Source organism: Desulfurivibrio dismutans, from assembly GCF_029210385.1.
In the GTDB taxonomy this organism is placed as follows: domain Bacteria; phylum Desulfobacterota; class Desulfobulbia; order Desulfobulbales; family Desulfurivibrionaceae; genus Desulfurivibrio; species Desulfurivibrio dismutans.
Genome location: NZ_JARGDQ010000002.1, coordinates 204,753 through 224,002 on the forward strand (window position 1 = coordinate 204,753; position 19,250 = coordinate 224,002).

The window sequence follows — 19,250 nt, forward strand, 5'->3', positions numbered from 1 at the left end:
GATATGTGTTTGTTTTTTTCATGAACTTTTTGCTCGTCCTGGGGGGCAGGGCCCCTGACTGAGCTAACCAGTTTCTTTTGCCGGTTTACCGCTTGTTTTATAAGCGGTACGCAACCGTCGGCAATCATGTCGGAAAAGATGATCCATAAGCTCAGGAGAAGAGAGATGCGGAAAAAGATCAGTATGTTGGCTCTGGCCGGGGCGCTGGTGATCCCGGGAGCGGCACTGGCCCAAGAATTGAGCCTGGAGGAAAAGGTAGAGGCCCTGACCCGGGAGGTGGAAGAACTTAAGGCCCATACAGCCGAGATCGACGATACCCTGTGGCATGACATGAGCACCCGTTTTCATTTATCCGGGGATTTTCGCAGTCGTTACGATTATTACAGCCGTGATCGTTACGTGGGTACGAATTACGTTGATACCGGCAGCGGCGTGATGATGCCCACTGACATTAAAAAAGTTACCGAAAAGAACAGCAGTCTGATGACCAACCGCCTGCGGCTCAACATGTACGCCAGGGCCCAGGAGAACGTCGAATTTGTCGGTCGTCTGGCCATGTTCAAGGCCTGGGGTATGCAAAGTACCCCTGATAATACCGGGGATTTTCCAGCCATTGATGGTAACTCCAGTCGTCGTCCGGAAGACAACAAGCTGCTGGTGGATCGGGCCATTATCAACTGGAACAATATCGCCGACACCAACTTCTGGTTTTCCATCGGTCGCCGCCCCACCACCGACGGTCCGCCCAGTCAGCTACGGATGAACAGCGAAACCCGGTTGGCCACCCCACTATCCTACATGGACTGGCCTTTTGACGGTTTGACCATCGGTTATGCTTACGACAGTCTGTTCAACGTTATCGACCTGCCCGGCCGGGTCCGTTTCTGCTTCGGTCGAGGTTTTGAGGCCGGTCTGGGAGAAAATACCCTGAAAGATACCGATTTCATGGGAATAAGCTGGGATATCTACAATAATAATGATCGCTTTGTCTACTTCCAGTCTTACGTGGCCAAAGATGTTTTCAACTTTCCCGACATGGATCAGGCAATTGTAGACCAGATGAACCAGGATATGGCGTATAGTGCCCTTGCCATGGCTCAAAGTTATGGGCTGACCCCTGCACAGTATGGACCAATTTTTGAGGGTATGACCCCCATGGAAAGGGACAATATCGGTGATATTTACCATACCGCCGCCCTCTACAAAGATCGAGCGCAAAACTTCCATTACTTTGTTGCCGGTGGCTGGAGTCGGACTGACCCCAACAGTAACGGAATGTTCAACGACAACGCGGCCGGAATGCAGGATTTGCAAGCGGCCCTGGCCATGACCGCCGGGCTGAATCCGGGAGATCCCGGCTATGTACCTTTTGCCAACTACAGCCCCAATACCAGCTCTGAAAACGGGTACTCCATTTACCTGGGAGCCCGCTACGATCTGCCCAATACTCAATTCAAGTTCGGCTTGGAATACAACTATGGCAGTGAGTACTGGATTGGGATGAGCCCGGGTCATGACGACATTTACGCCTCCAAGCTGGCCACCCGTGGCCATGTTTACGAGGTGTACGGGATCTATGATATTCCCGGTAGAGCGGTTTCCAGTTTCGGTAACGCCTTTATCAGGGTGGGTTACCAGCATTACGACTATAATTACACCGGTTCCCTGGACTGGAACACAAAACCTTACGATTTAAGCAGTTCTTCGGAGCGGGCTATGGCCACCTACATGGGCATAGAAACCGTCGACAAGGCCGATCAGGTTTACGTGACCTTTGAGGCCCGTTTCTAAATCTCCTCCTGCGCCCGCTGGGTAGTGGCTGTCGCCGCCCCGGTGGGCGTTTCTTATTCCCTTCCCTGCTCCAGTTCAGTTGCTGCCACACAGCGGTTGCGCCCCGTTTGCTTGGCCCGGTAGAGGGCCTGGTCGGCCCGGGCAAACAGCTCTTTTTCCGAACTCATCTGCCGGTTGAGACCGGCCACTCCGATACTGACGGTGATGGCGATATCCGGCCACTGCTCGTCTTCCTTGCTGTTTGCCGTCACCATGACATCTTCGGCGATGCTGCGGCGCAGTTTTTCCGCCAGTTTCAGGGCCCCTTTTTCCGGGGTGTGGGGCAGCATGATCAGAATTTCCTCTCCCCCGTAGCGGGCGATCAGGTCGGTTTCCCGCAACTGGCTTTTGATTTTTCCCACCAGGTTGATCAAAGCGCGATCACCGGCCAGGTGGCCGTGGGTGTCGTTGACTACCTTGAAGTGATCGATATCCAGCAACAGGATCGAGAGGGGCAAGTGGTCGCGGCGGGAGAGCAGAAACTCTTGGCGCAGCATGTACTCCAAATAGCGGCGGTTGTAGATGCCCAGCAGAGGGTCGGTAATGTTTTCCTGCTCAAGAATGCATATTCGTTTGAGTTCCAGGGTGGTTTTGAGCGAAAGGAGGTTGACCAGCAGGACAAAAATCGCCCCCAAAAAAAGAATGAATGGGCCGATCAGGTCAACACGGCTGAGAACGCCATCCTTTTCCTGCTGTAGGAAAACGTAACCCAGGTAGCTGATAAAGAAGAAAAAAATGAAAATACCAAGAACCTTCCAACCTCGCCGCAATTCATCCTGGGGCAGTTCCCGGATCAGTTTGTGGACCAGGTAAATAGAAGCCAGGTGCATGGCGGATCCGGCCAGCACCAGGATGTTCAGGAAGGTTATCATGCCGGATTTCTCTTATGGAAAGATGGTCTGAAACAAAGAGGCAATAAAAAATATATCTGCAGATGGGGATAAGTCAATGTTTATTGTCGTTTGCGACTGGTTATGTTTACTGTTCGCGGGAGTGGTTTAACTTGCTTTTGCGTGGTGAAAAAAGAGTGATGGGGAAGTGGAGAATGGTAACACTTTGTTACAGTGGTGTAAAGTAGAGGAAGGGGAGCAGTGTTTATTGATGCTTGCCGGTTTCCTGCGGGGGGCCAAAACGCTCTTCGATGCAGTGCATGATGCTGGCCAGAGCCGGTTCGGCAATGCTGTAGAATACCCGGCGGCCATCGCGACGGCTATCCAGGAAGCCGCGATCTTTTAACAGCCGCAGATGTTCAGAAACCATATGACTGGGCACTTCGCAGGCCCGGGCCAATTCTCCAACCGATTCTTCATGATCCAGTAGAATCTGTACGATCAGCAAACGATGCGGGTGGGCCAGAGTACGTAGGCACTCGGCGGCTTTTTCCAGGATATCCATGGATAAAAGCGGGACGGAATGGGACACTGTTTCCTTTTCCATAAGGTTCACGCCCGGGTTGGCGGTGTTTTCTATCGTTGTCTGTTTCATGTTTAACATACGGTGATTCGGGAGTTTGAAACCAATCGTGACTGTTTATAATAAACTCTACTACCACATGGAGCAGAGCAAAGCAAATATAATCGCTTTTTCATTGACCAAGTTAGTTACGATCGGTATAGGTGCCCCCCATGGACTTACTGCAGATCATCATCCTGGCCGTGGTGCAGGGGCTCACCGAGTTTCTGCCCATCTCCTCGTCGGCCCACCTGATCCTGGTGCCGGTGTTGACCGACTGGCCGGACCAGGGGCTGAGTTTCGATATCGCCGTGCACCTGGGCAGCCTGGGGGCGGTGATCTGTTATTTCCGGCGGGAGCTGGCGGCCATGAGTCGGGACTGGTACCGCTCGGTGCGGACCCGTGAGTTGGTGGGGGAAAGCCGCCTGGCCTGGGCGGTGCTGCTGGGCACCATTCCGGTGGGGCTGGCCGGCCTGGCTCTCAAGGGGCTGGTGGAGAACCAGTGGCGCTCGCCGTTGGTGATTGCCGCCTCCCTTATCGGTTTCGGCCTGCTGCTGGCCTGGTCGGACTGGAAACATAAAAACGGCCGGGACGAACACAGTCTGAGCTGGCAAGACGTGGCCATCATCGGCGGCGCCCAGGCCCTGGCCCTGATCCCCGGCACCTCACGCTCCGGCATCACCATGACCGCCGGCCTTTTCCTGGGCCTGAGCCGCGAGGCCGCCAGCCGCTTTTCCTTCCTGCTCTCGATCCCGGTGATTATTCTGGCCATCGGACTGGAGACGGTTACCCTGGTGCGCAGCGACGAGGTGGTGGACTGGCTGAGCATGCTAATCGGCATCGCCCTGGCCGGCATTGCCGCCTACCTCTGCATCCACTACTTCCTGGCCTTCATCCGCCGGGTGGGTATGCAGCCCTTCGTGGTTTATCGTATCGCCTTAGGGTTACTGCTTTTCTACTTCTTCTGGTAAATGCCCGGCAGCACCGCGGAAAGCGGCGATCGGCCCGGCCCACAAGGGGACAGCTTTCAAATCTGTCCCCGATCAGGCGCTTGCCGCTTGCCGGGACGTGCTGAACATTTGCCGGGTTATGTTGTAAGCGACCTTCAGATCGGCAGGATCTGCATTTCCTTTTTGGTGGGATGCGCCCCGGCCAGTACCAGCCCCTTGCGGCCGTCGATGCTGATATAATCCCCCAGGCCGATTTCCACCCCGTTGATCTCGCAGCGCTGCTCACTCTCATAGACCTTGAGGTTGGCGCAGCCCACCACGCAGGTCTTTTCCAGGCGGGTGGCCACCACCGCCGCGTGCGAGGTCTGGCCGCCGCGGGCGGTGAGCAGGCCGTCGGCCACGGCGATCTCTTTGATGTCTTCCGGCACCGTATCCTGGCGGATGAGGATGATCGTCGCCTCGGGATCTTCCTGCTGCAATTGCCGGATATGCTCCTCGTTGAAGGCCGCCCGCCCGGCCAGGGCGCTGCCGCTGACCCCGACCCCGTGGGCCAGTACTTCGGCGGCGGCCCGGTCGCCGTCGGCAAAGACCAGGAAGCTTTCCTTCTTTTTGATGGTGATCATGTCCCGGGTCTGCAGGATGTAGAGATCATCGGGGTCGGGGCTCTCGAAGGTAAACTCGATCTCCTGGGCGTTCCAGCGTTTTTCATACACCAGTTGCCGGCAGATGGTTAGCAGCCGTTCATAAACTTCCGGAAAGCGCCGCTCCAGGGTGTCTTCCGGTTCCCGGCCGTCCAGCTCCGCCTGCTCCACTGAGATGGGATTGGTGGTCACCAGGCCGCTGACGATATCCTCCCCCTGGTCCCCCACCGCGTAGTCGCCCCACAGGGCCACCCGGCTGACTTTCCGGTAAGGATGGGCGGTGAACAGCACGCCGCTGCCGGCTTGGGCATCGATGTTGCCGTACACCATAGTTTGCACGATCACCGCCGTGCCCCAGTCGTCGGAGATATCCATGATCTGCCGGTAATCGCGGGTTTTGGGGGTGTTCCAGGAGGAGAGCACCATCTCCACCGCTCCGGTGAGCTGCAGCCAGGGGTCTTCGGGAATGCCGATGCCCAGGCCGCGCACCATCCTCTGGTACTCCAGGGCCAGATCCCGGATCTGGGCCGGGGAAAAGTCGCGCTTGTAGCGCACCTTGCAACGCTCCTTGGCGGCGTCCATCAGTTCCTGGAAGCAGTCCCGCTCCACCCCCCGGGCCATGGCCCAGGATTGGATAAAACGGCGGAAGTTGTCCCAGGCCAGAAACTCTTTGCCATCCTGGCGAGCAAACTCGCCAACGATATCCTCGTTGAGCCCCAGGTTGTGGATGGTGGCCATCATCCCCGGCATGGAAATGGCGGCCCCGCTGCGCACCGACAGCAGCAGCGGGTTGGCCGGATCACCGAAGGTTCGCCCGGTCTGTTGTTCCACCCGGTTGAGCCCCAGGCGCAGGCGGGCCATGAAATCATCCCGGCTCTTGATGAACTCCTGCAGTACCGGCCAGCAGCGGAAAACCTCGGTGGTGACCACCAGCCCCGGCGGAACGGGATGGTTTTCGTCGGCCAGCAGGGTCAGGTTGTAGCCCTTGTTGCCCAGCAGGATAAGGTTGATCCCCCGATGGTGGCGGGGGTGCAGCGAGCAGATGGCCCGTTCCGGGTTGTAGGTCATCAGCAGGTCCAGGTGTTCTTCATCCAGCACCTCCCGTTGGGCCTCCAGGGTCTGGTAGATGCGGGTGATGAAGTTGTCCAGATGCTGCAGGCCGAAGGTGGAGGCAATCAGATCCCGCATGAAGCTTTCCGACAGGCGGTTGATGTTGCCGCTCAAATCACTTTCCTGCCAGAGGAAGCGGTACTTGGGCAGCAGGTTGTCCTCGCCGATCTGGGGGATGATGATGCTCAGGTTGTTCTCGTGGAGGTTGGTGTAATAGGTGTAGATGACATCCTTGACCCCCTCCGACAGGCCCCGGAAGATGTCGAGAAACTGGGTGTAGGAAAAACGCTTGATGCCCAGCGAGTTACTGAGCAGCGACATGTAGGTGGTGAGCTTGCGGCTGCTGATGCCGTCGATCTTCAGAGCCCGCAGGTAGAGGCGCAGACACTTGATGATGCGGATAAAGGTGGCCTTGGTGATAATATTTAAATTAACCGTGTCCGGCAGCTTTTCGAGATAGTTGTTGGCCAGGTTCTCCAGCCGGAAGGTCAGGCTCAGGGCGTCGAACTTGCGTTCCTGGTAGCGGCCGTACACCGAGGGGATATCCACCGCGATATGGCGCTTGTGGTAAATACTTTCTTGGGCGACAAACTTTTCCTCGCTTAAAATAACTTCTTTCAGCCTTTCCAGGTGGTCCAGCAGGGCGTTTAAGCACTCGAAGGTATCGCAGATCTCCAGGTCGGCCAGCAGTTGCTCCATCTCGGGGAAATCATCGATGGCCTGTTTCAGGTGCTGGCGCAGCTCCTCGGTGCCCAGGTTGTACTTCTGGTGACAAAGCCGGTACATCCGCACCAGCAGGTCAAAGCGGCGCCGCTCCCCTTCCGGGATGTCGGTCTGCTCGGCCAGCCAGGCCCGGCGGCGGGTGAAATCCCAGTTGAGCAGGTCCTCCACCTTGCGGATATGCTTGAGCTTCCACACCCGCTGGCTCAGCCGGTGCAGCTGATCGACAAACTCGCCTTCTTCTCTGATCTGCCGCCATACCTCCTCCGGCAGGTAAGGCGCCAGCCGCTGCTTGTTACGGTCCTTCCAGAAGAGCAGGATCGCTTCCTGGAAATCAACAATCAGGTTGCTGGACTCCACATGGCTCTGCTTGCGCAGAAAGTGGATCAGCAGGTCTTTGCGCTGGTGGATTTCATCGAGTTCGGTGGACACCTCCCGCAGCTGCCCTTCCGCCCCGATATCGTTGTAAAAGACCGGCACCAGCTTGGCGAACTGGGTTACCAGGTTGTAGACCGGTTCGATGGGGTGGTTGAGCAGCTCGGTGATGTCCCGCTGGAAAAGATCGGTGTCCTTGAGGCAGGTGCCCGAGAGCTTGAGGTTGATGATCAGGGCCGAAAAGAGGGTGGAGCACCACTTGGGCTCCTGGCCGATGAGGTTGAGCCAGACCCGGATATTGGCCAGGTGGGCGGGGTTGGCCAAAGGTTGCCAATCCTCGCCGATGCCGGTGACGTTGGCGTACTGGAAGCCGAAACGCACCGTCTCCCACAGGAAAGTCTCCACCAGTCGGGAGTTGCCCCGCTTGAAGACCTCGCTGCCGATGACCTGGATGCACTGCAGTGAGGTATGGGGATAACGGCGGACGTTGCTTTTCAGCAAAGCCAGGGTGGTGAGCAGGAAGCGTTCGATCTCTTCAAAGGTCTGGCGACGGATCAGTTGCACCAGGCTGCGGTTGATCTCCCGCAGGGTTTCCTCGTGGATCAGGCTCAGCCCCTTGGTTTCCATGATCCGGAAGAGAAAGAGCAGCTTGCGGTTTTCCGCGAAGCGATCGGGGCAGAGCGGGTCTTCGTAGTCGCACTGGTTGGCTGTAGTCGCAATATCGGTGTTTTCGGCGGCGGCCGGCAAGTTCTGCGGAGTTGTCTGTGGAGTTGCCGGGTCATTTGGTGGACCGTCGCCGTCGCCGGTGAGCTTGTCAGGAATCTCCTTGTAGAGCCGCACCAGGTCCAAATGATCGGGCAACTCCAACAGGCGCGAAAGAGAGGTGGCGGGGTCCCGGTGGGCAATTTGGCCCACTTCCGCCAGGTGCTCCCGCAGTCGGGCGTGGGAAATCTCCTGGAACAGCCGGCCGGCCTGCCAGCCCCGGCAGAGGGTGGCGCATTCGGAGTCAAACCAGGGCTGGGGGTCTTCCTCCTCCAGCCAGTATTGGTAATTGAGGGTGAGCAGCCGTTCAAGCAGCCGGGCCGCCGCCTCCAGGTCGCAGAGGCGCATTTCCTCGCCCGCTTCCGATTTCGACGGTTCCGAATCACGGGGGGACAGGTCTGCAACCTGTCCCCGCTCACCCGTCGCCGCTCCGGCTGTCGTCCCCGACGGCCCTCCCCGGCCGCTTTCCCCGTGGCTTCTCTGGTCGGTTGCGGCGGCGGTGGTTGCCGGCTGGCGGCATTTGCTCACCAGCCGGGCGATGATCCGTTTGCCGGAGTGCTGGCCCTGCACCAGGGGTAGCAAAAGTTGGTCGTCCAGGGTTGCCAGCTGGTGGCAGCAGTGACTGATGGTTTGCCGGAAGTTGCCCAGTTCGTGGGGTTTGAGCAGCACCACCAGCTTGTCAAAAAAGGCCAGCAGGGCCTCGCCGGCTTGGGCTTGCAGCACCTCGTTTTTGGCCGTTTCCTGCAGGGAGGCGTGCAGTATGGCAAAAAGCCGAAGGCAGGCCTCCGGGCCCTTGGGGTGCCGCCGGTAATGGTCCAGATGCTTAAGGGTAAAGGAACGCAGTCGGGGCAGGATCAGCCGCCAGTTGCGGTAGGGGTGACTGATCTCGTAAAGCAGTTCCTCCAGCGGCCCCCTGATGCCCTGGTAGCCCGCCACCACCTCCAGCAGCACCTGCCAGTCGGGGTCCAGCTCGACGCACTCCACCGCCGTCTCCTGCAGGTTGGCCCGCAGGGCATCGGATTCAAACCCCGGCTTGCAGATCAAGTCTTTTTCATCGCTATTGTCGGAAACGGTCATTTGGTCAGTCGCTCAATGATGCGTTTGGCCAGGTGCTCGTTGATCTCACGATGCCGCGGCACCGGCTCCGAGGCTCCGGAGGCGGGGTTGTGATAAATGTCATGTTTCCCGCCATGCCGCAGGAGGATGCATCCGGCCTGTTGAAGACAGTTGACCAGATCCCGCTGCTTCACGCTACCTCCAGTTCCGCGACTCGTCTGATCCCCGGGATCTCCTCATCGGCGAACATTTCGACCAAATCAGTCAGGTGTTCCCGCAAATCCTCCAGGTCGGAGCCCTGGGTCCAGTGATCCGGGTAGTCGTTGAGGTAGCCCAAGTATGTGCCATCCGGTTCTTTCCAGTAGGTAAACTTTATTTTCCGCATTTGCTTCTCCGGCCTATAAAAGCTTACGCTCGTTCATGTGCAGGATCAGATCCAGTACCCGGTTGGAGTAACCCCATTCGTTGTCGTACCAGGTCAGGATCTTCAGGGTGGAGCCCAGGACTTTGGTGGACAGGGCGTCCACCACCGAGGAGCGGGGGTCGCCCTGGTAGTCGATGGAGACCAGCGGTTCCTCGGAATAGCCCAGGTAACGGTCGGCGGCCTCGGCCAGGGCCCGGTTGACCTCCGGTACCGAGGTTTCCTGCTCCAGCTCCATCACCACGTCCACCAGGGAGACATTGGGAGTGGGCACCCTTACCGCCAGGCCGTCGAACTTGCCCTTGAGTTCCGGCAGCACCAGGGCCACGGCGGCGGCGGCCCCGGTCTTGGTGGGAATCATGGACATGGCCGCGGCCCGGGCGCGACGCAGGTCGCTGTGGGGGAAATCCAGCAGCGACTGGTCGTTGGTGTAGGCGTGGATGGTGGTCATCAGGCCGCTTTTGATCCCGAAGCGCTCCGAGATCACCTTGGCCACCGGGGCCAGGCAGTTGGTGGTACAGGAGGCGTTGGAGACGATGTGGTCGGTGGCCGGGTCATACTCTTCTTCGTTGACCCCCATGACGATGGTCCGTACCTCCCCCTTGGCCGGGGCGGTGATTACTACCTTGGCGGCGCCGGCGTCCAGGTGGCTTTGGGCCTTGTCGGCGGCGGTGAACAGGCCGGTGGCCTCGATGACGTACTCCACGCCCAACTCCCGCCAGGGAATCTCGGCGGGGTTGCGTTGGCTGCTGACCCGCACCGCTCGGCCGTCCACCACGATTTCCCCTTCGCCGGCCTTCACTTCGCGTTTATAAGTACCCATCACCGAATCGTATTTAAGCAGATGGGCCAGGGTGGCGGGCGGGGTGAGGTCGTTGATGGCGATGATTTCGATTTCTTTGAACTGCGGGTCGGTATCCACCGCCCGGAAGATGCTGCGGCCGATGCGGCCGAAGCCGTTGATGCCGACACGGATAGTCATGTTGTTCCTCCTTGTTTTAGAGCTGCCTGTGGGCTTGGTGGTAAAAATCCAGGTACTGGTGCATCACCCGGTTCCAGGTATAGTGTTCCCGAATATGCTGAACGGCGGCCCGGCGCATGTCAAGCACCTTTTCCGGGTGGCGGCGGAAAAGAGTCAGGGCGCGCTGCATGGCGCCCATTAAGGCGGCTGATTTGTGTTCCCGGTAGCAGAGCCCGGTGACCCCGTCCACCACTTTGACCAGGCCGCCGACGTGATGGACGATGGGCAGGTTGCCCAGCAGTTGGGCCATGTAATCGGTCAGCCCGCAGGGTTCGTAGCGCGAAGGGATCAGAAAAAAGTCGCCGGCGGCAAAGACCTGGTTGGCCACCATGGGGTCGTAGCCCTGGAGAAAACAGAGCCGGCCCCGGTTGCTTTCTGCCTCCGCCAGGCGAACCAGGGCCTGTTCGCAACCCTTGTCGCCGGAGCCCAGGATCAGCACCTGAAAGCCCCGGTCCAAGGGCAGCAGGGTTTCCAGGGCCCCCAACAGTTTGTCCACCCCCTTCTGGGCGGTCAGCCGGCCGACAAAGGTGAACAGGGGCATTGGCAGGAGCAGGCCGCTGGCCGGGCCATCCGCCGGAGGCGGGCCGGCGGCCGGGTCCGGGTCCAGATAACCGGCCCGGCGCAGACCGGGCCAGCAGTCGGCGGTCAGGTTTTCCACCAGTTGCTGCCGGCATTTTGACTTGCCGGCTAAATCCCCCGTGCCGGGCGAGAAAGCGGCGGGCAGCCCAAGTTTAGTCGGTTCTTCGGGGTTGAAATCAGCCGGGTTGATGCCGTTGGTGATCCCGTGCAGAGTAATGCCCCGGCCCAGTAACCGGTGGCCCAGCCAGCCGGTGAGGGCGTCGTCGTCGGTCTGCTGTAGTTCGCGGGCGTAATTCTCGCTCACCGTGTTGAGCGGCGCGTAATTGGCGGCGGCCAGAAAAGGATCGAATTTGCCGTCCAGCAGGTTGTTGTCGATCACCCGGGGCGGCAGGCCGGTAATTGCCTCGGCAAAGGGCAGGTCGTCCACCTCCTGGTGGTAGCCCGCTCCGGCGTTGTGGACTGTGACCACGGCGGCGGTGGCGGCAAAGTAATGGCGGTAACCTTCCAACTCACGGATCATGGCCGGCAGCAGGGCGGTGTGACCGTCGTGGCAGTGAATGACCTGCGGTTTTGCCTCCTGGCGGATCATCAGGGCCAGGGCGCCTTTTTGCAGCAGAACGTTCATGGCGAAATAATCGAAATGACCGCTGCCCTGGTGATGCTGGTGGTTGAGGGCCTCTTCAGCGGCGGTGTAGGTGTAGACCCCCTGTTTTTCCTGGTAGCGATGGGCGTCCAGCAGGTAAATAGAGAGGGCGCCGCCTTTGCCGCCGCCTTTGCCGCCAACTTTGCCATTGTCGGGCAGCGCCGTCGCCGGCCGCAGGCTTTGGTCCTTGCTGCGGGCCGGCGGCGGCGCCAGGTGGCGGGCGAATATTCGCACCAGTTCACGCCGCTCCACCCCCACATAGTTCATGTCCACCTCGAAGTGCAGGTTGGCCGGGGCAAAACCCAGGGCCTCGGGGTTCATGAAGCCGTATAAAGGCAGCACCACGCTGACCCGGTGGCCGGCCAGGGCCAGGGCCTCGGCCAGTTGGCGCACCACGTCCTTGACCCCGCCGGCCCCGGCCAGGCCGTCATACTCCCGGGTAATCATCCAGATTTCCGGTAAGCGGCCAGTCGGCACCGTGGCCTGCGGCGATTGAGCCGGCTGGCGTGCCGGGGTCTGCGGCCCCATCTTGCCTACCGTGTTGGTAGCCTGATCGTTTATGGCCGACTTTTTTTTCATGGTCGATCATCCGGGGTAAAATGATTTTTTGTCCGCTGTCCATCGTTTTCTGCCGACTGAACCAGGGTGCGTTGGCGCAGCAGGTGATCGGCCAGGACCAGCCTGGTCATCGCCTCGCAGACCGGGATAATCCGGGGGATGGCGGAAATGTCGTGGCGGCCTCCGACCTTGATGGTCACCGGTTGCCCCTGCCGGTTGATGGTTTGCTGTTCCCGGGCGATGGAGGGAATGGGTTTGACCGCCGCCCGGATGATGATTTCGTCGCCGTTGGCAATGCCGGCCAGAATACCACCGGCATTGTTTCCCGTGAAACCCTCCGGGGTGATGGGGTCGTTGTTTTCCGAGCCGGTGAGGCGGGCGGCGGCAAAGCCGGCCCCGATCTCCACTCCCTTGACCGCCCCGATGGACATCATGGCCCGGGCCAGTTCGGCATCGAGTTTGTCGAAAACCGGCTCCCCCAGCCCCGCCGGGCAGCCGCTGACCCGGATCTCGACGATCCCGCCCAGGGTGTCGTGGTTCCGGCGAACCTCGTCGATGCGGGTAACCATGGCGGCGGCGGCTTCGTTGTCCGGGCAGAATAGCTCGTTTTGGCTGATCTCTTCCAGGTTACAGCGCCGGGCGGCAACCCCGCCCAGCTCCACGGTATAGGCCCGCACCCTGATGCCTGCGGTGGCCAGTAGTTGGCCGGCCACCGCCCCGGCGGCCACCCGGGCCGCCGTTTCCCGGGCCGAGGCCCGGCCGCCGCCGCGGTGGTCGCGCAAGCCATATTTTTTTTGATAGGTGATGTCGCCGTGGCCCGGCCGGTAAATATCTTTCAGGTGGTCGTAGGATTTGCTGTGGGCGTCCCGGTTGAAGATCACCAGACTGATGGGGGTGCCGGTGGTTAGCCCCTCGAAGGTGCCGGCGAGGATCTCCACCCGGTCCGGTTCCTTGCGGGGGGTGGAGGCGGGGCCGCGGCCGGGGCGGCGGCGGTCCAGGTCGGTCTGGATAACTTCCGGGGTCAGGGGAATGCCCGGCGGGCAGCCGTCCACCACGGCTCCCACCCCGGTGCCGTGGGATTCGCCCCAGGTGGTAATCTGAAAAATTTTGCCAAAGGTGTTGCCTGCCATATTGTTTACTCGCGGTTTTTGATGATTTGCCGCTGCCGCTCAAGAATGGCGGACGGCCGGTTGTTGGTGTTAGCTGTGATGAATCCGCAAGAAGCCATCACAGCGCCTATGGACTTTTGGCGATTTCATTAACTTTTTTGAGGGGTGGTTTCGTGGTTTCATGGTTGCTCTGCAGGCAGTCAATGATCCGCTCGACGATGGCTGTCGGATCGGCGGCGGTGGTGTCGATTTCCAGGTTGGCCGCCTGTTGATACAACCTTTGCCGCTGTTGCAGCACCTCTGCGATTTCCGTCAGTTGCCCCTGGCTGGTCAGGGCCGGCCGCTGTTGGTCGCTGACCGCGTCGGCGCTGATACGTTTTGCAATGGTGGCGGCATCGGCGGTGAGCCAGATAACCGGCCAGGAAGCCTTGATGGCCGGCCAGAGATCTTCCTGTAAAACGGCGCCGCCGCCGGTGGCTATCACCCACCCCGGTTGGTGGGACGCCGCTGTGGGCCCGGCGGGACAGGAGCGGTCAGCCTCGCCGGTGAAAGCCTGGGTGGCCCGGGGCCGGCTTAACTCCCGGAGCAGTTCCCGCTCCCGCTGGCGGAAATAGTCCCATCCATGGGTGGTGACCATCTCTTTGATGCTCATCCCTTCCCGCCGGGTGATTTCCCGGTCCATATCCAGGAACTCCAAGTCCAGGCGGGAAGCGAGCAGTTTACCCACCACGCTTTTGCCACAGGCCCGGTAGCCGATGAGAAAGATTTTAGTCCGTTCCACTGCCGATCTTTTCATCCTCTGCTATTACCATATAACCAGTCAACTTAACAAGTTAATCCACAGGCGAGCATGATGCTGACCACCCTGTTTGCGAAAGATTATGAAAAAATGCTTGCACGATTTTTTGTTTATGATAACGTTTACTAAAAATAGATGTCGTCAACTGTCATTTATTAACTTGTCACTTTCAAATAAACTAAAGGAGTGTTTAGCCATGAGTTACCTGCACGATGAAGACTGCTGCTGCGGCGCCATTCAGGTGGGCCAGGAAGTACCCGATTTTGAAATGGAAACCTACGAGCCGGCCAAGGGCGATTTCGGCAAGTTTTCCCTGAGCGAGCAGAAAAAACAGGGCAAGTGGACGGTATTGGTTTTCTATCCCGCCGACTTCACTTTTGTTTGTTCCACCGAGCTGGCCGACCTGGCCGACGAGTATGAAAATCTCAAGGCGGCCGGCGCCGAGGTGGTGACGGTGAGCACCGACACCGTGTTCACCCACCTGGCCTGGAAACGGGAAGAAAAGTTCCTGGAAAAGGCCCAATACCCCATGGGGGCCGATCGTACCGGTGAGGTTTCGCGGCTGTTCGGAGTTTACAACGAAGAGACCGGCCTGGACCTGCGCGGCACCTTCATCATCAGCCCCGCCGGGGTGCTGGTGGCCTCGGAGATCAATTTTTACAATGTCGGCCGTAACGCCAAGGAGTTGCTGCGCAAGCTGCAGGCCAGTGTTCACGTGGCCAACCACCCCGACGAGGCCTGCCCGGCCCGCTGGGAACAGGGTGCCAAGACCCTGACCCCCGGCCCGCAGATGGTGGGCAAGGTTTACGACGCCCTCAAGGGTTGATCGGGTGACGGATTTTTTTCACCCACGGCCTGGAACTAATTTTCCAGGCCCTTGTCTCTAAGACAAGGGTGCCATAAAAAAGCACTCCGCATACCCCTCCGGGCTCTTCCTGTCATCTCTCCCCCTCCCCCTCCATGACAGGAAGGGCCTTTTTTTTTGGAAAACGTTCAGCAGCACCGCATCTTGCGGCGATCGGCCCGGCTTGCGTACTGAGGTACGCGGCGCCGGTCCGCTTGCCGCAACCTGCGGCACTGCTGAACGTTTTCCTGTTTGGTTGTTCGGGGGTTTTTTTGTGGGGTGCCTGTCGGGCTTTGCGGTCCCTTCCCCGGTGCTAAAGCCAAAGAATTTGGCGGCTCCCTGTTGTCCTCGGTTTTTTCCTGGCGTATTGTTCGGGGTTTTGGGTAAAGTGGGCTGATTATGCACGCTCCCAAAGCATCGGCAATCAACATTATCTGGCTGGGGATGATCGCCGTGGCCACGGTGACCGCCGCCTATACCGGGCGGATGGACGAAGTGACCACCGCCTCTTTTGAGTCGGCCAAGTCCGGGGTGATGCTGGCCATCGGCTTGATCGGGCCCATGGCCTTCTGGCTGGGGCTGATGAAGGTGGCCGAGGCCGGCGGGCTGATGCGGATGATCGCCCGGGCCCTGCGACCGCTGATGACCCGTCTTTTTCCCGATGTGCCCGCCGAGCACCCGGCCATGAGCGCCATGATCATGAACATGGCCGCCAACACCATGGGCCTGGGCAACGCCGCCACCCCCATGGGCATCAAGGCCATGCAGGAGTTGGACAAGCTGGCCCAGGAAAAAGGCACCGCCACCAACGCCATGTGCCTCTTTCTGGCCATCAACACCTCCAGCGTTACCCTGCTGCCCCTGGGTGTGATCACCGTGCGGGCCGCCGCCGGCGCCACCAGTCCGGCGGAAATTCTCATTCCCGCCATCGTCGCCACCTTTTGTTCCACCATGGTGGCCATTACCATGGCCAAGCTGATGGCCGGGCCCGAGCCGGGCAAACCGCCGCTGCCGGGTGGCTTTTCCGCCACTTCGGGGGCTGGTGCTTCCTCCGCCGTGGCCGGTAAACCGGCGACGACGTCCGGCCCGCCGGCCGATAAAACCACCACCACTGCCGAGGAAACCAGCCGTTCCGGCCAGGCACAGGAGCCGCCGCCGGACCGGGAACATACCCTGAGCCCGCCCGGCAGCGCCGGCCGCTTTTTCATTTTGCTGCTGTTGCTGGCCTTTGCCGGCGGTATCGTTTACCGGCTGTTCTTTGTTGCCGGCGGTGGCGGCGAGGAAAACTCCATCTCGGTGATCGGCGCCGTTTCCACCTGGATCATCCCCATGCTTATCGCCGGTTTGCTGATTTTCGGTTATCTTCGCGGGGTCAGGGTGTATGAGGTGGCCACCGAGGGGGCCAAGGAGGGGTTCAACACCGCGGTGCGGATCATCCCCTTTCTGGTGGCCATCTTCGTGGCCATCGGCATGTTCCGGGCCAGTGGCGCCATGGAGATCATGATCAAGGTGCTCTCGCCCTTCACCGAACGGCTCGGGCTGCCCGCCGAGGCCCTGGGCATGGCCCTGATGCGGCCCCTTTCCGGCAGCGGCGCCTTCGGCATGATGAGCGAGATCGTGGCCCGCGACCCGGACAGCTTCGTGGCCTTTCTGGTTTCGGTCATGCAGGGCTCCACCGAGACCACCTTTTATGTGCTGGCGGTTTATTTCGGCGCCGTGGGCATCACCCGCACCCGGCATGCCCTGCCTGCCGCCCTCACCGCCGACGCCGCCGGGATCGTGGCGGCGGTGGTTGTTTGTAACCTGTGGTTTTAGGCAAACGTCCGGCAGCACCGCATCTTTGGGCGATCAGCCCGGCTTGCGTACGGGTGTACGCGGCGCCGGGCTGCTTGCCCAAACCTGCGGCACTGCTGGACGTTTGCCGCCCTTTTTTATATTCTTGAATTTTGTTTGTTATAAGGAGATAGCACGATGAAGCAGATTATTGTTTTGGCCACCCGCAACCGGGGCAAGGTCAAGGAGTTGCAGGAGATGCTGGCGGGTTTTCCGGTGGAGATTCGTTCGCTGGACGACTTCGGGCCGCTGCCCGAGGTGGTGGAGGACGGCGCCACCTTCGATGACAACGCCTACAAAAAGGCCATCTTTACCGCCAAGGCCCTGGGCCTGCCGGCCATGGCCGACGATTCCGGCCTGGCGGTGGAAGCCCTGGAGGGTGCGCCGGGGGTTTACTCGGCCCGCTATGCCGGCGAGGCGGCCGATGACGCGGCCAACATTGCCAAAGTATTGAAAGATATGGAAGGCCAGGAAGATCGCCGGGCCGCCTTTGTCTGCGTGCTCTCGCTGGCGGTGCCGTCCGGCCCGGCCCTTACCTACGAGGGGCGCTGCGAGGGGGAGATCACCCACGAACCTAAGGGCAGCGGGGGCTTCGGCTACGATCCGGTAATGTTTTACGCCCCCTTGGGCAAGACCTTTGCCGAGATGAGCCCGGAGGAAAAGAACCGGGTCAGCCACCGGGGCCAGGCCATGGCCCAGGTGCGGGAGGAGTTCGACAAGATCCTCAAGTGGCTGGAGCACAGGCTGATGGAAGGGAAGGATCCCAAGCCGGATCACCGTGAATTTGAGCACAATGACTGGTCCGAGGAGGTCATGGTAAAATGACCCCGAGCCAACCCGCCATCACCCTGCTTGACTACGGCGCGGGCAATGTGCGCAGCGTGCGTAACGCCATCCGCAAATTGGGTTTTACCGTTAAGGATGTGGCCCAACCGGCCGATATTCTGCAGGCCGAAAAGCTGATTTTTCCAGGGGTGGGCAGCTTCGGCGCCGCCATGGCCAGCCTGCAGCGCCAGGGCTACCTGGAGCCGCTGCGGGAATACCTGCTGGCCGGGCGGCCCTATCTCGGCATCTGCCTGGGCCTGCAGACCCTGTTTGAGGGCAGCGAGGAGTCCCCCGGGGTGGCCGGGCTTGGCCTGATCAAGGGGCGGATCGAACGCTTCCGTGATCCCGGTCTGGCCGTGCCCCAGATCGGCTGGAACGGGATTGCCATCCGCCAGCCCTCGTCGTTGTTTGCCGACTACCGGGAAGAAAAACTCTACTTTGTTCACACCTACCGGGCGGTGGCCAACCAGGAAAACCGTGACTGGATCCTGGCGGAAACCACCTACGGCGGCGATTTCATCAGTGCCGTGCAGCAGGGCGAGGTGGTCGCCTGTCAGTTTCACCCGGAAAAAAGCGGCCAGGCGGGGCTGAATATCCTGCGCAATTTTCTGCAAGAGCCCAAGGCCGCGCCCCGGCCGGTAACCACCGGCACCCCGCTGTCCGGTGTGCCCCTGGGTGCTTCGGGCTATCCCCCGGCCCGCACCAGGCTGGCCAAGCGGATCATCGCCTGCCTGGACGTGCGCAGCAACGACCGGGGCGACCTGGTGGTGACCAAGGGCGACCAGTACGATGTCCGGGAGACCGGCGGTGAGGTGCGCAATCTGGGTAAGCCGGTGGAGCTGGCGGCCCGTTACTTTCAGGAGGGGGCCGATGAGGTGACCTTTCTCAACATCACCGCCTTCCGTGATTTTCCCCTGGAAGACCAGCCCATGCTGGAGGTGCTGGAACGGGCCTCGGAAGAGGTCTTCGTGCCCCTGACCATCGGCGGCGGTGTCCGGGAGTTCACCGATGCCAACGGACGCTTTTACTCGGCCCTGGACGTGGCGGCCCGCTACTTCCGGGCCGGGGCCGACAAGATCTCCATCGGCAGCGACGCGGTGACGGTGGTGGAGGAGTACCTGCGCCGGGGCCGCAAGAAGGACGGCAAAAGCTCCATCGAGCAGATCGCCTACGTGTACGGTAACCAGGCGGTGGTGATTTCCATCGACCCGCGCCGGGTGTACGTCAACCGCCCCGAAGACGTGCCCCACCGGGTGATCCCCACCGCCTTCCCCGGCCCGGGCGGCGAAGAGTATTGCTGGTACCAGTGCACCGTCAAGGGCGGCCGCGAGGGCCGCGACTTGGACGCCGCCACCCTGGCGGTGGCCTGCGAGGAGCTGGGAGCCGGGGAGATCCTGCTCAACTGCATCGACAAGGACGGCACCAACTCCGGCTTTGATCACGAGCTGATCAAACTGGTCAAGGAGGCGGTAACCATCCCGGTGATCGCCTCCAGCGGCGCCGGCAGCCCCGAACACTTCAGCGAAGTCTTCACCGCCACCAACGCTGAAGCCGCCCTGGCCGCCGGCATCTTCCACCGCCGCGAGGTGGAGATCTCGACGGTCAAGGAGCATCTGCAACGGCATGGGATTGAAGTGCGGTTGTGAGGTTTTACGAAGGGTTTCAGGCGGCTGGGGGGCAGTTCATTTGCCGCTTGCTGGTGTAAATGCCGACATCTTGCGG

General features: G+C 60.4%; 15 protein-coding genes. 6 read left to right on the plus strand and 9 right to left on the minus strand.

Annotated features, from left to right (window positions below; all coding sequences use genetic code 11):
* The first annotated feature begins 165 nt into the window (after positions 1–165).
* On the plus strand, positions 166–1,791 hold the full coding sequence (locus P0N66_RS02895; protein ID WP_275802492.1) for a DUF3373 family protein: 1,626 nt from the start codon (positions 166–168) through the stop codon (positions 1,789–1,791).
* 53 nt (positions 1,792–1,844) lie between these two features.
* On the opposite strand, the gene P0N66_RS02900 is transcribed toward P0N66_RS02895, so the two are convergent.
* Positions 1,845–2,702 (minus strand): GGDEF domain-containing protein, encoded by an 858-nt coding sequence (locus P0N66_RS02900; protein WP_275802493.1) that lies wholly within the window; start codon positions 2,700–2,702, stop codon positions 1,845–1,847.
* Between the two features lie 223 nt (positions 2,703–2,925).
* A complete protein-coding gene (locus tag P0N66_RS02905; RefSeq protein WP_275802494.1) occupies positions 2,926–3,267 on the minus strand; it encodes an ArsR/SmtB family transcription factor in 342 nt (113 codons plus the stop codon).
* A 188-nt stretch (positions 3,268–3,455) separates the two neighbouring features.
* Between P0N66_RS02905 and P0N66_RS02910 the strand changes: the two genes are divergently transcribed.
* Positions 3,456–4,253 (plus strand): undecaprenyl-diphosphate phosphatase, encoded by a 798-nt coding sequence (locus P0N66_RS02910; RefSeq protein ID WP_275802495.1) that lies wholly within the window; start codon positions 3,456–3,458, stop codon positions 4,251–4,253.
* Between the two features lie 134 nt (positions 4,254–4,387).
* On the opposite strand, the gene P0N66_RS02915 is transcribed toward P0N66_RS02910, so the two are convergent.
* The 7 genes from P0N66_RS02915 to P0N66_RS02945 form a co-directional block, all read right to left on the minus strand.
* Entirely contained in the window at positions 4,388–8,917 is a 4,530-nt protein-coding gene (locus P0N66_RS02915) for a PEP/pyruvate-binding domain-containing protein (RefSeq protein WP_275802496.1), read from the minus strand.
* A complete protein-coding gene (locus P0N66_RS02920) occupies positions 8,914–9,090 on the minus strand; it encodes a type II toxin-antitoxin system HicA family toxin (protein ID WP_275802497.1) in 177 nt (58 codons plus the stop codon). The genes P0N66_RS02915 and P0N66_RS02920 overlap by 4 nt, the downstream gene beginning before the upstream one ends.
* The gene (locus P0N66_RS02925; protein ID WP_275802499.1) at positions 9,087–9,281 is read right to left on the minus strand and encodes a type II toxin-antitoxin system HicB family antitoxin; all 195 of its coding nucleotides are present in this window, start codon (positions 9,279–9,281) and stop codon (positions 9,087–9,089) included. The genes P0N66_RS02920 and P0N66_RS02925 overlap by 4 nt, the downstream gene beginning before the upstream one ends.
* Before the next feature lie 13 nt (positions 9,282–9,294).
* Entirely contained in the window at positions 9,295–10,299 is a 1,005-nt protein-coding gene (gene gap / locus P0N66_RS02930; RefSeq protein WP_275802500.1) for a type I glyceraldehyde-3-phosphate dehydrogenase, read from the minus strand.
* A gap of 16 nt (positions 10,300–10,315) precedes the next feature.
* A complete protein-coding gene (locus tag P0N66_RS02935) occupies positions 10,316–12,007 on the minus strand; it encodes a glycogen synthase (RefSeq protein WP_431190001.1) in 1,692 nt (563 codons plus the stop codon).
* Between the two features lie 128 nt (positions 12,008–12,135).
* Entirely contained in the window at positions 12,136–13,248 is a 1,113-nt protein-coding gene (aroC, locus tag P0N66_RS02940) for a chorismate synthase (protein WP_275802502.1), read from the minus strand.
* Between the two features lie 106 nt (positions 13,249–13,354).
* Positions 13,355–14,023 carry a shikimate kinase gene (locus P0N66_RS02945; protein ID WP_275802503.1) on the minus strand — a complete coding sequence of 223 codons (669 nt, stop codon included), beginning with the start codon at positions 14,021–14,023 and terminating at the stop codon, positions 13,355–13,357.
* Between the two features lie 199 nt (positions 14,024–14,222).
* Here P0N66_RS02945 and P0N66_RS02950 point away from each other — a divergent pair, with 199 nt between their 5' ends.
* The 4 genes from P0N66_RS02950 (at position 14,223) to hisF (ending at position 19,174) form a co-directional block, all read left to right on the plus strand.
* Positions 14,223–14,852 (plus strand): peroxiredoxin, encoded by a 630-nt coding sequence (locus P0N66_RS02950; RefSeq protein ID WP_275802504.1) that lies wholly within the window; start codon positions 14,223–14,225, stop codon positions 14,850–14,852.
* A 417-nt stretch (positions 14,853–15,269) separates the two neighbouring features.
* The gene (locus P0N66_RS02955; protein ID WP_275802505.1) at positions 15,270–16,685 is read left to right on the plus strand and encodes a nucleoside recognition domain-containing protein; all 1,416 of its coding nucleotides are present in this window, start codon (positions 15,270–15,272) and stop codon (positions 16,683–16,685) included.
* A gap of 156 nt (positions 16,686–16,841) precedes the next feature.
* Complete coding sequence (locus P0N66_RS02960) at positions 16,842–17,528, plus strand: XTP/dITP diphosphatase (protein ID WP_275802506.1); 687 nt, start codon at positions 16,842–16,844, stop codon at positions 17,526–17,528.
* A complete protein-coding gene (gene hisF / locus P0N66_RS02965) occupies positions 17,525–19,174 on the plus strand; it encodes an imidazole glycerol phosphate synthase subunit HisF (RefSeq protein WP_275802507.1) in 1,650 nt (549 codons plus the stop codon). The genes P0N66_RS02960 and hisF overlap by 4 nt, the downstream gene beginning before the upstream one ends.
* Positions 19,175–19,250: the final 76 nt, after the last annotated feature.

What these genes read in the sequence shown, in the direction of transcription:
- P0N66_RS02895 (WP_275802492.1), top strand. Translation starts at nt 166, where the DNA reads ATGCGGAAAAAGATCAGTATGTTGGCTCTGGCCGGGGCGCTGGTGATC.
- P0N66_RS02900 (WP_275802493.1), bottom strand. Translation starts at nt 2,702, where the DNA reads ATGATAACCTTCCTGAACATCCTGGTGCTGGCCGGATCCGCCATGCAC.
- P0N66_RS02905 (WP_275802494.1), bottom strand. Translation starts at nt 3,267, where the DNA reads ATGGAAAAGGAAACAGTGTCCCATTCCGTCCCGCTTTTATCCATGGAT.
- P0N66_RS02910 (WP_275802495.1), top strand. Translation starts at nt 3,456, where the DNA reads ATGGACTTACTGCAGATCATCATCCTGGCCGTGGTGCAGGGGCTCACC.
- P0N66_RS02915 (WP_275802496.1), bottom strand. Translation starts at nt 8,917, where the DNA reads ATGACCGTTTCCGACAATAGCGATGAAAAAGACTTGATCTGCAAGCCG.
- P0N66_RS02925 (WP_275802499.1), bottom strand. Translation starts at nt 9,281, where the DNA reads ATGCGGAAAATAAAGTTTACCTACTGGAAAGAACCGGATGGCACATAC.
- gap (WP_275802500.1), bottom strand. Translation starts at nt 10,299, where the DNA reads ATGACTATCCGTGTCGGCATCAACGGCTTCGGCCGCATCGGCCGCAGC.
- P0N66_RS02935 (WP_431190001.1), bottom strand. Translation starts at nt 12,007, where the DNA reads ATGATTACCCGGGAGTATGACGGCCTGGCCGGGGCCGGCGGGGTCAAG.
- aroC (WP_275802502.1), bottom strand. Translation starts at nt 13,248, where the DNA reads ATGGCAGGCAACACCTTTGGCAAAATTTTTCAGATTACCACCTGGGGC.
- P0N66_RS02945 (WP_275802503.1), bottom strand. Translation starts at nt 14,023, where the DNA reads ATGAAAAGATCGGCAGTGGAACGGACTAAAATCTTTCTCATCGGCTAC.
- P0N66_RS02950 (WP_275802504.1), top strand. Translation starts at nt 14,223, where the DNA reads ATGAGTTACCTGCACGATGAAGACTGCTGCTGCGGCGCCATTCAGGTG.
- P0N66_RS02955 (WP_275802505.1), top strand. Translation starts at nt 15,270, where the DNA reads ATGCACGCTCCCAAAGCATCGGCAATCAACATTATCTGGCTGGGGATG.
- P0N66_RS02960 (WP_275802506.1), top strand. Translation starts at nt 16,842, where the DNA reads ATGAAGCAGATTATTGTTTTGGCCACCCGCAACCGGGGCAAGGTCAAG.
- hisF (WP_275802507.1), top strand. Translation starts at nt 17,525, where the DNA reads ATGACCCCGAGCCAACCCGCCATCACCCTGCTTGACTACGGCGCGGGC.